Raw genomic sequence first — 14,330 nt, 5'->3', positions numbered from 1 at the left:
TCTGTCACATTTTAGCTTAACCAATCAAGTCCTTAGCGAAGCCCTCGTAGACGATCGCACTTTTTACCAACTCTTCAGCATTTAACCCACTTGCCGAACCCTATTAAGAAACTCCGTCCTTGCCTCAATTATTGAAGGCATTAAAACGCAGCGTACCAACAATTCTAAATCCAATTCCGGCAGCAACTGACTTGTTGAAATTTGCTCATAATTATCCTCGCGCAGCCCATAAACAGAAAGCCCATTATTTTCCCAAAACCAAACTTCAGGAATGCGAAGTCGCAGATATTTAGCTAGTTTATTTGTCCTACCGCTAGTAATCGTTACTTCCACGGCTAAATCGGGATGCTCTTTTCTTGAACCTATATAATAAGACTCGTCTGGTTCAAAGGATACATCTCTTGCCCGGTCTCTGCGAGTGGCACTCCCTACAGGAAAGAATTCAATTCCGAGTTCAAAAAAGTATGCTTCCAGTAAGATAGCGATCGCTTTTTTAAAGCTTTCATGTGCTTCGCCCAGTGTCATAAACTCGATCCACCCATCAAGATAAGTTATCCGCAAACCCGGAGAGTCGGCCATCAAAGATTCGATCGCCTCAAATTGCTCCCAAGTATAATAACCGGGGAGAATCAATCGCTGTTCGGCAAGCGTACCTATTTCTTCTAAAAGTTGTGCAGTCACAGGTATCACCATCCTATTTTAAATATTACTAGCCCCTACCCAGCACAAACCAGGCAGGGGCATTCGCTCACATTCTAACTTAATGAACTAGCTCGATCGCCCTTTTAGTCAACGCCTCAGCAGTCAACCCATTAAACGCCATCAACTGACCCGCACTAGCAGTAGTTTCCCCCCGCTTCCAAGCGAAAGTATCGCGCTTGCAATTGCTGCGGAGCATCACAGGTTCCAACATCCCAGAAGCACCGCCTGTCACGCCAATCAAGGCATCTCCGCCAAACAATTCGGCAAATTTCTCATCGCTCAAAAAGCCGCCGTCAGCTTCCGAACAAGTATCCCAAGCAACATCGCTAGCACGATACAAACGCCGAGGATTCACAACAGACACAATCCGCACTCCAATCCCTTCTGTTTCCAAAAATGCCGCCGCTTCAAACACTGGCATTAAAGTCATGTCGCCGACAACTGCAAACACAACTTTCTTGCTCCCTCCTTGATTGTGAGGAGCTTGCGGGGAATCGACTTCGTGCAGCACTATTGCACCGTCTTGCAAACCTTGGCGAGTCTGTTCAAAAGTAGTGCGAATTGGCAGCGGCGACTTGCTTGCAGTAATCACAACTCCCTTATTTCTAGCAGTCAAAGCCCACTCATAACAAGCTTGAATGCTGTTAGCATCCGGTGGAAACAAAGGAAAGACATTTCCGTTCCGCATCATCGCCGCAAAATAAGCCTCAATTTCCGGTCGCTGGTGCGTCCAACCGTTGCGGCCTTGTTCCAATGCACCCGCTGTAAATAAGGTGACAGTTGCCGGAGTTGGACGGCGCAATTCTGCCATTGCTTGGGTTACAGTTTGCCAAATTGGTAAACCGTTGATGGCAAAAGATTCGTAGGAACACCACAAACTCCGCGCTCCGAATAGCGATAAACCTACGGCTAAACCGGCGCAAGCATCTTCGCTCAAAGGTTCGTAAACTTGACCGTTTGGCGATTGATTGTACAGGTCATCTGTCGTCGGGTGAATAATTTTGAGAGCTTGGTTGATATTGGCAATTGCCGAGGCTTCATTGCCGTCAGCATTAGTGACAAGAAAAGTACGGTCGCGCTCGCCCACTTTCCCTACCAAAACCCCCATTGCTGTTGTCGAAATCTTCGGTTCTCCCCCAACGGCAAATTCTTCTAAAGGCAATTCGCCTAAATCTGCCAGCGGCAATGTAAACTCAGTAACAACTGTTTTTGCCGCCGGCCCGCCGCCCGCGCGTTCAGCATTTGTCCGCACCAATTGCCAAGCTTCCACAGTCAAAGCGCGCTCTTTTAAAGCACTGATAATGTGCGGAGCATCCAGCGTATCTTTCGGATAAAGATTGTGAGATTTTGCTCCGCGTGCGTGGACACCGGCACCTTTCAACTGTTTGATAATAAACACAGTTAATTTGTCGCCGAGAGCCGATTTTGCCGCTTTGTCAACTCCTTGTAAAACAGCTTTGGTAAATGCCATCCGCTGTTCTAGCGAAAAAGCAGTGCTGTCAACATAATCTTCCGGTTGATTTTTATCGTCAAATTCCTTAGCATCAACTAAGATAACTTCTTCAAAACCGTTGCCTTGCCAATAAGCAATCATTTCAGCATTAGTTTTAGTCGAAACCATGCTGTGATGTTCCTGAGAATATCCGTTCCAAACCAACACAGGCAAAAAGTTAGTAACACTCGGATAAGCAGTGTGGAAATGCGCCATACTGCTCATCGGGTAGGGTTCGCCCATGCCGCCGTCGCCCATTGTGAAAGCAAACAGTTTTTCGCGGTGCAAAAGCGCTCCAGCCATTGCGAAATGCTGCCCTTGTCCGAGGGGGCCGGCTGGTGCTAAAAGGCCGGGAATGAAACCGGAAAGATGTCCTAATAAACCGTCTTTTTCTCGGAATTTATCGCGCACTTGCTGCACGTTAACAATTCCCATATCCTCCAAAGATCGATCGAGAAACATGGCACTGTAAAAGCCGGGGGCGTGATGGCCGACTTCGGTGACAATGTTCTTGTGTCCGAGCATCACCAAAGCGGCATAAGCCTCAGCTTGGCTAGCAAAACCCCCTGGATGTCCCGATGCCTTGCTGGCGGTGACTTGCAGTGTCAGGTAGCGCAGGGCGTCTGCTCCCAGCATCGTTTGAAAGACGGCGACGGGATCGGCAGGATCGGCGATCGACTTGCTCCCCTCGGCGATCGCAGGTGCTTTCCCATAAGTCTCAAAACCAGGGACTGTTTCAGAAAAATATTGAATGCCTTCACAAAAAGCGGGCGTTGTTGACGTTGCCTGCGGGGTAGTTGCTGTCATGCTTGATACCTGAAAAATTTGAAGTGGATTAATGTAAGAGTAATTTTATAGCTTCCGTGTTCCAAAAAATCATTAGTTCTATTATGTCAGTGATAAATAAGTAAAATATCTCACTTTTTCAGCTAATAAGTAGTTGTTTGCGAACCCCGACTTTTTTCATAAGTCGGGGTTCTGTGTTTACGCATTACTAATCCATCTCAAATCTAAAATCTAAAATCTAAAATTGTTCCAGCCGTTCCCGGACATCAATATACAGCACAGTACCGCTTTCAGAAAGAGAAGGCACAGCCTTTTGATTCCCCAGCCAAACAAAAAAACTGCTAAGTGCAGGAGTCGGATCTTGATCGCGGCGCAGGGTGTAGATCAAACCTTCGCAAGGCCCATTAACGCGGCTAGTCGTGCAAATCGCTTTCTGGTTATTTACAATACCCACAGTCACATAATTTAGCTGTTTATTACGGTTATAATTCTCAAGGCGCTGAGTCACTTGTTGGCAGCGAGTTAGAGGATCGTAGCCCGAACTAGAAAAGAAATTAGAATTCCAGCGAATCCAAGGCTCCCTGAACCCTTGCGGATTTTGATACACAGTCACCGGCTCGCCCGTCGAGGTATCGCACACAAATCCTCCATAACCCAGATTCGGTTGGTTTTGACCAGAGGCGCTGCTGATAGAAAGATTGCTGAGAATATCAAAGCCGTTAGGCTTATTTTGTGATAGCAACTCCCTAAAAGAATCGATCGGGATTGCCGCGTTCAATCCCGTTTTGATCTCCTCAATCTGACCGTTCCACTGACTCCTAATTGTGCCAACAGTATCCCCCTGGCCGTGAATTCCTACCACCCTGCCATCAGCATCAAATACAGGCCCGCCGCTCATCCCGCGCCTGGTTACAGCTTGGTAGCGCAGACGATACCCTGATGAGGCGCTGCCCAAGCGAGAAGAGATGATACCAGTAGTAAACTCAAGTTTTCGTTCAAATCCCGAAATTGGCAGCGGATAGCCAGAAACGTAAATAGCAGAACCAACAACAGCACGTTCTGACTCGCCCATTGGTGCTACTGGATACTGTTCTCGGCTCTGAAACTGTATCAAAGCCAAGTCTATATCCCTGTCATTTTTCGGCAGGCGCTGTATTCTAATCGCAGCATAATCCTTCTCCAAATGAGTGCGAATGCTGTATTTTTGAGCGAGGCTTGCCACCACATGATTAGCTGTCAGAACAGTGTAAATATTACCCTGTTTGGCAATAATTACTCCCGATCCACTAGCAAAAAAACCCAGCGTATTGTTGACTTCCACAGTTGTCAACGTCGCTAGCTGGGCAATTTCTTCGGCAGTTTTGGCACAGGCAGCAGATTGTTGGCTGACAACCGCTGTCACTGTTAATGCACCTGTCAAAATGATTTTCAGCGCGTCAAACCGCAAACTCCACACATTCATCGATAACTCCCTAGATGAAACGAGGCGAACTGCAAATATATACTAATCGGAATTACCCAACTGGATTTAACCATTTTTTCCCATAATTCCGCTGTTGGTTCACTTCCATTTTCAAAAGCATAGAGGCCAAAATTTGGATCTCGATACTTGCCCCTACCGTTAATCCCAACCAAGAAACCTTTGGCATTAAAAATTGGGTCGCCACTCATACCGATTTTAACCTCATTTGTATAGCCCAAGCTATAACCTTGAGACAAAGATTTGGGTAGCAGCACCGAAACGAAGCCCGCGTCACCGGCAAAGCCCTAACCTCAGCACCTGCTGCCCGACCGCCAAGACTGGCTCAGACAGCGCTCCGGGTTCAATGGTGAATGGTGCTATTTTATACTCGATCGCGCTGCGAAACACAACGATCGCCAGATCGATATCGCTCAGCCGCCTCAGAACTCCTAGCAGTGGGTGGAGGAGGTCGTCGTGGGTGACAATTATTTGAGCGCTCGTGTCGCCACAACCTGCTAGTTAGTCAGCACTGTATAGGTTTGGCCCTGCTACCGGACGATCGTCCCAGAACCCGAAGATATTCCCGTCGGGATGCGTACCGCTGTTTCATGCGCCAAGTTTTCCACCTCAATCCTTGGAATTGGTGATGGGATGGAAAATTTGCCAATCTTTAAGGCTGTCGGAACGGTGGGGAAAAGGGGGCAGTTGCGCCCCATCGGCAATGTTTTCCCCTAACTTTTCGCTGACATCAATGTAAGGAATTTTACTGGTTTCATCAAAAGACGGCATCCCGACATATCCTTGGCGCCAAGCCAACAAATTATACAAAGAGCCGATCGGGTCTTGGCCTGGTCTGAGGGTATAAATCAAATTTTGACACCGCCCATTGACTTGATTCGCCGTGCAGATGACGTTCTGGCCGTTCATTTGGCCTGCAGTAATGTACTTAAGCATTCGTTGGCGGCGATAGGTTTCGAGGCGTTGACTCACTAATTGACACCGGGTTGCCGGATTGTAGCCAGAACCGGAGAAATAATCGGAAGTCCACTCAATCCAAGGCTCTACGGCACCTTGAGGGTTTTTGTACACCGTCACCGGCGCACCGGTCGAGGTGCTGCACCAAAATCCACTTTCCCCCGGTAGTCGCCGACCGTAACTCGGTCCAGAAACAACCGTCAGGCCGCTGAGGGCGATCGCTGTTGCCGCCAAAACTTTTGTCAATAATTGCTGTTTCATGATTTTTTCACTGTGTTTTATGAGATTCGGCACAAAAATCACCGAATGCTGCGATAACACCCTTGACACGCCTGTTCATTACAAGTCCGCTGACTTGGGAATTATGTTCTTCGCGACTTGACCAGAAACCAGTTTTTTTTACGAAAACACTTCGTTGCAGCCCTTATGCCTGGTTAAAAAACCGGGTTTTTTTGCTCTTGATGCGTAAGTGTTGATATTGTTCGCGACTTGCACGTTCCCTCTAACCGCGATTTCGGCGCTGTTAAAAAAGCGCTCCGAAGCCGAGCTTAAAATGCCCGCGTAAGTCGGAATTCTGTCCTCATTACTACTAATCAAACTCACGCTTTTACCAACCGGAAAGAGGCTTTTCACCTTAGACATTGGAAGGGCTGGAGTTGCAACGGTACATCACACCACTGACAAGGTATTTGATATCACTTACGAGCTGGGTCGCGAGCTTGATCTGCTGAGACAGATAAACTGCTGGGTTACGCCATTGAGGGGCAAAACCCCTCTTACCTGATCTAACACTAAAATCCACGTATTAACAAGAACTCTTAACTTGTTTTCATCTCCGTACTGCGGGAAATACTTCTAAGTGAGTGTAATCAGGGTCTAAGTGCTTTCTACCACCAAAATTCACCCTCCATACACTGACCTTTAGTAGAGTATTAAAAACTATGAACCGTATCTGCAAACAGTTAGGATATTTAGGCGTTTGGTTAATTTTGATGGGCGGTAGCAGTTGTTCTAGCTCAGATGCAGCTACCTCAACCGAAAACCAGAGCCAACTCTCAGCAAGCGCCCCTGGGTTCCAACACCTACAGCTAACGGGAAATCAAATTGAGGCTCGATCGAGTCAATTCACGCAGCCTTATAACTCTGTTGCCTCTGTTTTAGCCAGTGCTGCCCTCTCAGAAAATACTGCCACCGTTACGGTTTATAAGGTAGATAATTTGTGTCAAACTCTGAAGCCGGAAACAGTTACAGGCTCAGAGAACCAGTTAATGTCATCGGCGGTTAATGAAGTGTTAAAGCAGCAGATTTTCGATAGTCTTGGTTTGGCTGGTTATCGCCTCAAGATCGATCGCAACCTCGGAATAGCTACCGTTGATCTGCGAGCATCGGGAAATTCGCGACAGAAATTGCAAAATCTGTCCAGTTGTCAAATGTTAGGTTTGTTCGGGGGCGTGCGGCAAACTTTAACCAGTTATGCTCCTTGGCAAATCAAAACTGTGCGTTTTACAGAGCTTGGGGAGGACATTTTGAACACGGTTAAAGAATAAGCTATTAAAATTATTGGAGATGGGACTGACGCACTACTCCCCTTAAAAAAAAAGGGTTGGGAGGGATTGAATAAACCTTCAAACCTTTTGAGATTTGTTGATGCTGCTAAGTCCTGTGACCAAAACCACGGTAATTCCTATGACACTACCTAACGGCCCCAAAGCTCCACCCCTTGTCCAGCTAATTCAATGGATCGGCGATCCCCTGACATTCATGGATAAATGTGCCAAACAATACGGCGACATTTTCACAGCTCAAGTGAACAACGGGAAACCATTGGTGATGATCCACCACCCCCAAGCTGTCCAAGAGATGCTCAACAGCAACGCGTTTCACGCTCCAGGCCGCCTGAACAGCATCCTAAAACCGTTGATGGGAGAACAATCCATGATTATGCTGTCGGGAGAAAGGCACAAACGATCGCGCCAATTATTGATGCCACCCTTTCACGGGGAACGGATGCGGAATTACGGCCAACTAATTTGCGATATCGCTCAAGATGTTGCCAGCAAGTGGTCGGTCGATCGACCTTTTGTGGCCCGCAGCGCCATGCAGGAAGTCACCATGCGGGTAATCTTGCAAGCTGTCTTCGGCCTCGATGACGGGCCGCGGTTGGAAGAGCTCAGGCCCCTACTTGCCTCAGTCGTGGATATGACTGGTTCTCCGTTGCGATCGAGTATGCTGTTTTTCGGCTGGATGCAGCAAGATTGGGGCTCTTGGAGTCCTTGGGGACGCATGAAACAGCGGCAGCGGAAAGTTAACGATCTGATTTATGCCGAAATTGAAGAACGCAGACTGCAACCAGACGCCAACCGCACCGACATTCTCAGCTTAATGATGGCCGCGCGCGACGAAAACGGGCAACCAATGACAAATGAAGAATTGCGCGATGAGTTGATGACGCTGCTGTTTGCAGGCCACGAAACCACAGCAACGGCTCTAGCTTGGGCGTTTTACTGGATTCACCACTTGCCCTCCGTGCGCCAGAAGTTGCTGCAAGAATTGGACAGTTTGGGGGAAAATCCCGACCCGATGGAGATTTTCCGCTTACCTTACCTAAGTGCAGTTTGTCAGGAGACGCTGCGAATTTACCCGGTGGGAATGCTGACATTTGCGCGAGAAGTGCTCACGCCCGCGGAACTGATGGGATATCAACTCGAACCGGGCACGGTTGTCGTCGGCTCAATTTATTTGACTCACCGCCGGGAGGATTTGTATCCAGAACCGCTGCAATTTAAACCGGAACGGTTTTTGGAGAGACAATTCTCGCCCTACGAGTATTTACCCTTTGGAGGCGGCAGCCGCCGCTGTATCGGCTTGGCGCTGGCGCAGTTGGAGATGAAACTGGTGTTGGCAACCATTTTGCGGGATTTCGACCTAGTATTAGCCGAGAAAAAGCCCGTACAGGCCAAACGCCGAGGGGTTACTTTAGGGCCTGCCGGCGGTGTGCGGATGGCCCTGCTGGGGCGGCGGATGCCGCAGCAGAAGCCTGAACCTGTTCTGAGTGAGGTTTAAAGTCGCAGCAGTTGCAACGGGCGATCGAACTTTCAGCTTTGAGTGCAAACAATTTAGCGAGAATGTGCGATCGTCCGCCAAGGCCACCATTTTTTGTAGCACCGGCTACAGATAAATAGCTAGAATCCTTAACCTGTAACCATCGCCCGCTCTCAAGTTTCAAATTTTTAGTCTAAAATGGTAGGAACCTTGCAAACATACCCTGAAAGCAAAAGTGGGTAATTGCAATAGCCCTCTTGATATCTCGAAAGCCTGCCTGCCATACTTTAAAAACATATGCATACCCTGTTATTCAGCAAGGTCGGAAGCGTGTTGGCATTGCCAGCAATCTTCCGGCCTCTTTATTTTTTGGGCTACTTGAGGCATTGGGGACAAGATGTAGAAGGCAAGGCAAAAGTATAAATTCTCCCCTGTCCTCGTCTCCCCCTGTCCCCAATGTAGAGCTTCTGCCTCTAATTCCAATAGAATCCGACAGCAAGTTTAAGGAATCACTAAGGAATAATTAATAACTTGTTAAATTATCTCCTTCTGTCCTTCTCTCAATCTTCTGTTTTCAGAAATTCCGATACCGAGACAGACTTCGGGAGACTTTCCAGATCTTGAATTTCGCTTTCATGGGCAAAAAACTCGACTTCTTTGTCGTCAATCTGGATCTGATAGCTAGCCGTAGCTGTCACAACCCGTCGCTTTTTTTTATCTTCTATTAAAACCCAACACACGACAGGTCTTACCCACCTCTCAACGTGCTGGCTTTGCTTCGTACTTCCAAAGGCATACCAGCCTTTAGCTTCAATAATTTGAAGCACTTTGAAATCGTTGTTGGCCATATATTTTTATCGCGTTAAATTCAGTATTCTTCTTAGATAGAACGGCTAGTTTGCTAAGCAGGGTAAAGGTTGGAGTATTCCAATCCGCACTTGATAACCTAATTTTTTGTCAGGATAAGAGGATTGGTATGGCCTTGTCTGCGTTGTTGCCTGCTAAATGTAGTGCGAGCTTTTTGTACTCTCCCACAATTTCCGTAAAGTATCTATACCGCATCCTCAAAAATTATTCTCGCATTAGCCTCAACAGCAGCCAACTAGACCTTAGCTAGCTGCATATAAGTGGATACCAACTGCTTCTAACGCCTGGTTGGTGAGAGCGATCGGCATACAATCCTGTTAAGAGTTTTTGCTGCAATCAACTATCATCTTTACCCGATGGGGTAAAACTTAACTAGAGGTTGCCGCTTTCAATTCTAAGCCTCGGCGCGCCTAATTCCTAATTAATTGTATGGTGTAGTTGATAATTGCCAAACCGTCGATCGCACTAAACTACCGTGTCTGACTCTTCAATTACCATCACCGTTAAACTCTTCGCCGCCTTCGGTGAAGCTTACGGCGTTTCGGAACTTACATTAAAACTTCCTCCCGAAACCCCAGTGTCTCAATTGCTCGAAAGCTCGATCGCCCAATATCCTCAATTAGAACAATGGCGCGATCGCACCCGCTTCGGCCTCAACATGGAATTCGTCTCCCCCGACACCATCCTCCAAGACGGCGACGAAGTTGTACTCATCCCCCCCGTCAGCGGCGGGTAGGCTAAGTTGGTTAATCAAAAATTCGAGGTTTTGTAGTTGTGTTCGATCGCACGACTGCCCAATTGTTAGCCCAAAAAAGATTTATTAAGTTTTGTAACAATTCTGTCGGCAAATCATCCTTGAGCTAGCTCAGGCTCGCGTGCGGGCCTGAAAATCTGGATTAAGATCCAGATCCTGAAAACAAGTCAAATCGTTGTGGGGTGGGCGTCCCGCCCGCCCAAATCTCAAAGTTAAACACACCACTGTTTAACTCAAAAGTCACTAAAAAATTAATCCCGACTAAAAAAATCGGGTATGGTTGACGGGGGTAAATTGACCGTGCTAATCTTGCACAAGAATTAGAAAACATCGCAAAACTAGAGAGTTGAGCCATGACCCAGGCGACCAGAACCCAATCCACAGCAGCAACCTTCACAGCCCTTAAATGTAAAGAATGCGGTGAAGAGTACGAACTCCAAGCCAAGCACGTCTGCGATTGCTGTTTTGGCCCGCTTGAAGTCAAGTACGACTACGACGCCATCCGCCGCAGCGTCACTCGCCAAACCATCGCAGCCGGCCCCAACTCGATCTGGCGCTACCGCGCATTTTTACCAGTCGCTACAGATAACGTCATCGATGTCGGCACTGGGATGACTCCTCTATTAAAATCCCACCGCTTGGCGCGCCGCCTCGGTCTAAAAAATCTTTATATTAAAAACGATGCCGTCAATATGCCCACTCTCAGCTTTAAAGACAGAGTGGTGTCAGTCGCCCTCAGCAGAGCCAGAGAATTGGGTTTCACAACGGTATCCTGTGCCAGCACCGGCAATTTAGCTAACTCCACCGCTGCGATCGCCGCCCACGCCGGACTCGACTGCGTAGTCTTCATTCCCTCCGACTTAGAAGCAGGAAAAGTCCTCGGCACTCTGATTTACAATCCAACTGTCATGGCAGTTCACGGTAACTACGACCAAGTTAACCGCCTCTGTTGCGAAGTCGCAAATACACATGGCTGGGGATTTGTCAATATCAACTTGCGTCCCTACTATTCCGAAGGCTCAAAAACCCTCGGCTACGAAGTTGCCGAACAGCTAGGCTGGCAATTGCCCGATCACATCGTCGCTCCCCTCGCCTCCGGCTCTTTGTTCACAAAAATTTACAAAGGCTTTCAAGAATTCATCGAAGTCGGTTTAGTTGATGAAAAGAAAGTCCGGTTCAGTGGCGCCCAAGCTGACGGCTGTTCCCCCATCGCCCAAGCATTCCGCGAAGGCCGTGATTTCGTCAAACCGGTGAAACCGAATACAATTGCTAAGTCGATCGCGATCGGCAATCCAGCCGACGGTATGTACGCCTTGGAAATCGCCCGCAAAACTAACGGCAACATTGAATCGGTAAGCGACACCGAAATCATCGAAGGCATGAAACTGCTAGCAGAAACTGAAGGCATATTCACAGAAACTGCAGGTGGCACGACAGTCGCAGTCTTGAAGAAACTCGTAGAAGCAGGTAAAATCAATCCCGATGAAACCACCGTCGTTTACATCACCGGCAACGGTTTGAAAACGCAGGAAGCAGTTCAAGGCTACATCGGCGAACCCATCACCCTAGAACCGAAACTAGAAGCATTCGAGCGCGCCCTAGAACGTGCCCGCACACTCGAACGCTTAGAATGGCAACAAGTTTCGGTTTAATATTTATTAGTCATTAGTCATTGGTCATTGGTCATTAGTTGTTAAGCTGTTGACTGATGACTAATGACTGATAACTAAGGACTGACTACTGACTAAGGACTAAAAAAATGACGGTCAAAGTTTTAATTCCCACTCCCCTGCAAAAATTCACTAACAATCAAGCCACCATCGAATGCGGCGGTGACAACATTTCCGAACTGATTGAATCGCTGGAAACCAATTGTCCCGGCATCAAAAAAAGCCTGTGTGATGAAAAGGGAGAACCCCGCAGATTTCTTAACTTCTACGTCAACAGCGAAGACATCCGCTTTTTGGATGGCTCAAAAACAGCCCTCCAAGATGGCGATGAAGTCAGCATTGTTCCAGCAGTTGCTGGTGGCTGATTTTGCAACCGCAGATGGTGGCAGATAAACACAGATGAACGCAGATAGAATTAATTACTATCTGCGTTCATTTGCGTTTATCTGCGGTTAAACACTATTCCCTCACTTAGTGAGGAAATCTATATTATTTATTATGAAATCAAATCTAGGCTTGTAGTTGCGCTTGGGCGTCCAATCGCAACTACAAACCTAAAACTCATTTCTTTGTTCGCAGTGCGTTCGAGAAATATCGCACTAGGAAGCTGCCCTTGCAGCAGTCCGGGGACGACGCCGACCCGTCACCTGATTGGCAGGAGATGGCAAGGAGGGCGATGGCAAGGATGGCGATGCCGATGAGGGCGAGGATAATAGCTTAGGTGCTTCCAGGGCACCTGGAGATACTGCTGCTGCATATTCCGATCGCACTGCTTCTTCAGGAATTTGCATCAGGAATACCAGCAGCGGATTGCTTTGCAGTTCCCGGCGCATCACTCGCTGAATAGCCTTTTCTATTTGGGTTTGAACTCCTACCCAGTCAATGTCAACTTGCGAGTCAGCAGTGGCGGGTTTGACAAATTCTGACCAGCGATCGCTCAAAACTGTTTCAATGGTTTGAGTGATTAATCCGATCACCTCCGCGCGATCGGCTGATGTCACTACACCTTTTAAGTGGACTTCTGGTTTGGCAACTAATTTGCCTTCCCAATTCAAAGCCGCCGCTACAGTTACAACGCCATCTCCGGCCAACTGCTGACGTTCCTTGAGGACGCTAGCTTTGACAACGCCCGATCGAGAAGCATCTACTAATTCAATTCCTGAAGGCACTTGACCAGCGACTCGCATTGAATTTTCGGTCAACTCTACGACATCGCCGTTATCAATAATCACCATATTGCTAGCGGGAATGCCCATGCTTTGAGCCGTCTTGGAGTGCTGGATCAGCATCCGGTGTTCCCCGTGTACTGGCAAGAAGAACTTGGGACGAGTCATGTTAATCATTAACTTTTGGTCTTCTTGACAGCCGTGGCCGGAAACGTGAATGCCTTTGTCGCGGCCGTAAACCACGTGTGCTCCCAGCATCATCAGTTTATCGATCGTGTTTACCACTGCGATCGTATTTCCCGGAATCGGATTAGCTGAGAAAATGACTGTATCGCCCTTTCTGATTTTCAGTTCGTGATGTTCGCCGTTAGCAATGCGAGTCATGGCCGCCATCGGTTCGCCTTGGGAACCTGTAGTTAAAATCAGTACCTTGTCTTCAGCCAAATTGCGGATTTCTTTCAGCGGTTTGAAAATACTATCTTCGCATTTGATGTAGCCGAGATTGCGACAATGAGCGATGACGTTAAGCATCGACCGGCCAACCACTCCCACATAGCGATTGTTTTTCTTGGCCAAGTCCAAAACAATCTGCAATCGGTGTACCGACGAAGCAAAAGTCGTCAGCATCACTCGTCCCGGTGCTTGAGCGATAATTCTGTCTAAATTCGGCGCCACAGAACGTTCCGAAGCGGTAAAACCGGGAACTTCCGAGTTAGTAGAATCGCTGATCAAGCACAGCACGCCTTTCTCGCCGTACTCTGCCAGCTTTTGCAAATCAAAATGCTCGCCGTCTACAGGAGTGTGGTCAATTTTAAAGTCGCCGGTGTGGATCACAATTCCGACAGGAGTGTGAATTGCTACAGTAAAACTGTCGGCCATCGAGTGAGTGTTGCGGATGTATTCGACTAAGAAATGCTTGCCAATTCTTACCGTATCCCGCGGTCGAACTGTCCTCAATTCTGTGCGGTGAGACACTCCCGCTTCTTCCAATTTTCCGGCTAGCAAAGCCATCGCCAAACGGGGGCCGTAGATGACCGGAATTTCAAATTGTTTGAGGTGATAAGGGATGCCGCCGATGTGGTCTTCGTGACCGTGAGTCACGATCATACCTTTAATTTTGTGGGTGTTTTCCCGCAGGTAAGTCATGTCTGGAAGGACAATATTTACCCCGTGCATTCCATCTGTCGGGAACGCTAAACCGGCATCTAAAAGAATGATTTCGTCGCCGTACTCGAACACACAAGTGTTTTTACCGATTTCGTGCAGCCCGCCGAGGGGAATTACTTTTAGAGCAGATGCAGTTGTATTTTTGATCATGCGTATCCTTTGTTAGTTATTTTTGTTATTTGTCTGTTGACTGTTGACTGTTGACTGTTGTCTGTCGTCTGTCGCCTACTGTCTAGACCTCTCCAAT

Annotated in this window: 12 protein-coding genes; 5 read left to right on the top strand and 7 right to left on the bottom strand. The window is 47.8% G+C overall.

Going from position 1 to position 14,330, the window contains the following annotated elements:
• Positions 1-81 precede the first annotated feature (81 nt).
• From QUA40_RS06560 to QUA40_RS06540, 5 genes are all read right to left on the bottom strand, one after another.
• The gene (locus QUA40_RS06560; protein WP_333123027.1) at positions 82-681 is read right to left on the bottom strand and encodes a Uma2 family endonuclease; all 600 of its coding nucleotides are present in this window, start codon (positions 679-681) and stop codon (positions 82-84) included.
• Positions 682-760: 79 nt separating this feature from the next.
• Positions 761-3,001, bottom strand: a complete 2,241-nt coding sequence (locus QUA40_RS06555; protein ID WP_333123025.1) for a phosphoketolase — start codon at positions 2,999-3,001, stop codon at positions 761-763.
• Between the two features lie 217 nt (positions 3,002-3,218).
• Positions 3,219-4,442: a COP23 domain-containing protein gene (locus QUA40_RS06550; RefSeq protein ID WP_333123022.1), complete on the bottom strand. Its 1,224-nt coding sequence runs from the start codon at positions 4,440-4,442 to the stop codon at positions 3,219-3,221.
• Positions 4,439-4,651 carry a hypothetical protein gene (locus tag QUA40_RS06545; RefSeq protein ID WP_333123019.1) on the bottom strand — a complete coding sequence of 71 codons (213 nt, stop codon included), beginning with the start codon at positions 4,649-4,651 and terminating at the stop codon, positions 4,439-4,441. The genes QUA40_RS06550 and QUA40_RS06545 overlap by 4 nt, the downstream gene beginning before the upstream one ends.
• A 418-nt stretch (positions 4,652-5,069) precedes the next feature.
• Positions 5,070-5,678 carry a COP23 domain-containing protein gene (locus QUA40_RS06540; protein WP_333123016.1) on the bottom strand — a complete coding sequence of 203 codons (609 nt, stop codon included), beginning with the start codon at positions 5,676-5,678 and terminating at the stop codon, positions 5,070-5,072.
• A gap of 680 nt (positions 5,679-6,358) precedes the next feature.
• Between QUA40_RS06540 and QUA40_RS06535 the strand changes: the two genes are divergently transcribed.
• Both QUA40_RS06535 and QUA40_RS06530 read left to right on the top strand, forming a co-directional pair.
• Positions 6,359-6,964 (top strand): hypothetical protein, encoded by a 606-nt coding sequence (locus QUA40_RS06535; protein ID WP_333123014.1) that lies wholly within the window; start codon positions 6,359-6,361, stop codon positions 6,962-6,964.
• Between the two features lie 139 nt (positions 6,965-7,103).
• Positions 7,104-8,480: a cytochrome P450 gene (locus tag QUA40_RS06530; RefSeq protein ID WP_333123012.1), complete on the top strand. Its 1,377-nt coding sequence runs from the start codon at positions 7,104-7,106 to the stop codon at positions 8,478-8,480.
• Positions 8,481-9,019: 539 nt separating this feature from the next.
• On the opposite strand, the gene QUA40_RS06525 is transcribed toward QUA40_RS06530, so the two are convergent.
• On the bottom strand, positions 9,020-9,307 hold the full coding sequence (locus tag QUA40_RS06525; protein ID WP_006632921.1) for a hypothetical protein: 288 nt from the start codon (positions 9,305-9,307) through the stop codon (positions 9,020-9,022).
• 494 nt (positions 9,308-9,801) lie between these two features.
• On the opposite strand from QUA40_RS06525, the gene QUA40_RS06520 reads away from it, so the two are divergent.
• From QUA40_RS06520 to QUA40_RS06510, 3 genes are all read left to right on the top strand, one after another.
• Complete coding sequence (locus tag QUA40_RS06520; RefSeq protein WP_333123009.1) at positions 9,802-10,062, top strand: MoaD/ThiS family protein; 261 nt, start codon at positions 9,802-9,804, stop codon at positions 10,060-10,062.
• A gap of 371 nt (positions 10,063-10,433) precedes the next feature.
• Positions 10,434-11,732 (top strand): threonine synthase, encoded by a 1,299-nt coding sequence (gene thrC / locus QUA40_RS06515; protein ID WP_333123006.1) that lies wholly within the window; start codon positions 10,434-10,436, stop codon positions 11,730-11,732.
• 107 nt (positions 11,733-11,839) lie between these two features.
• On the top strand, positions 11,840-12,115 hold the full coding sequence (locus tag QUA40_RS06510) for a MoaD/ThiS family protein (RefSeq protein ID WP_172188035.1): 276 nt from the start codon (positions 11,840-11,842) through the stop codon (positions 12,113-12,115).
• 234 nt (positions 12,116-12,349) lie between these two features.
• Here the strand turns inward: QUA40_RS06510 and QUA40_RS06505 are convergent, their stop codons facing one another.
• Positions 12,350-14,233, bottom strand: a complete 1,884-nt coding sequence (locus tag QUA40_RS06505) for a ribonuclease J (protein ID WP_333123003.1) — start codon at positions 14,231-14,233, stop codon at positions 12,350-12,352.
• Between the last annotated feature and the right edge of the window lie 97 nt (positions 14,234-14,330).

Source organism: Microcoleus sp. Pol11C3 (assembly GCF_036701485.1).
GTDB lineage: Bacteria > Cyanobacteriota > Cyanobacteriia > Cyanobacteriales > Microcoleaceae > Microcoleus.
The sequence above is the reverse complement of the archived record's forward strand: the minus strand, read 5'-3'. Positions and strand labels throughout refer to the sequence as shown.

Excerpts from the sequence above, each read along its gene's own strand:
- QUA40_RS06555 (WP_333123025.1), bottom strand. The coding sequence starts at position 3,001 with ATGACAGCAACTACCCCGCAGGCAACGTCAACAACGCCCGCTTTTTGT.
- QUA40_RS06550 (WP_333123022.1), bottom strand. The coding sequence starts at position 4,442 with ATGAATGTGTGGAGTTTGCGGTTTGACGCGCTGAAAATCATTTTGACA.
- QUA40_RS06545 (WP_333123019.1), bottom strand. The coding sequence starts at position 4,651 with ATGAGTGGCGACCCAATTTTTAATGCCAAAGGTTTCTTGGTTGGGATT.
- QUA40_RS06540 (WP_333123016.1), bottom strand. The coding sequence starts at position 5,678 with ATGAAACAGCAATTATTGACAAAAGTTTTGGCGGCAACAGCGATCGCC.
- QUA40_RS06535 (WP_333123014.1), top strand. The coding sequence starts at position 6,359 with ATGAACCGTATCTGCAAACAGTTAGGATATTTAGGCGTTTGGTTAATT.
- QUA40_RS06530 (WP_333123012.1), top strand. The coding sequence starts at position 7,104 with ATGACACTACCTAACGGCCCCAAAGCTCCACCCCTTGTCCAGCTAATT.
- QUA40_RS06525 (WP_006632921.1), bottom strand. The coding sequence starts at position 9,307 with ATGGCCAACAACGATTTCAAAGTGCTTCAAATTATTGAAGCTAAAGGC.
- thrC (WP_333123006.1), top strand. The coding sequence starts at position 10,434 with ATGACCCAGGCGACCAGAACCCAATCCACAGCAGCAACCTTCACAGCC.
- QUA40_RS06510 (WP_172188035.1), top strand. The coding sequence starts at position 11,840 with ATGACGGTCAAAGTTTTAATTCCCACTCCCCTGCAAAAATTCACTAAC.
- QUA40_RS06505 (WP_333123003.1), bottom strand. The coding sequence starts at position 14,233 with ATGATCAAAAATACAACTGCATCTGCTCTAAAAGTAATTCCCCTCGGC.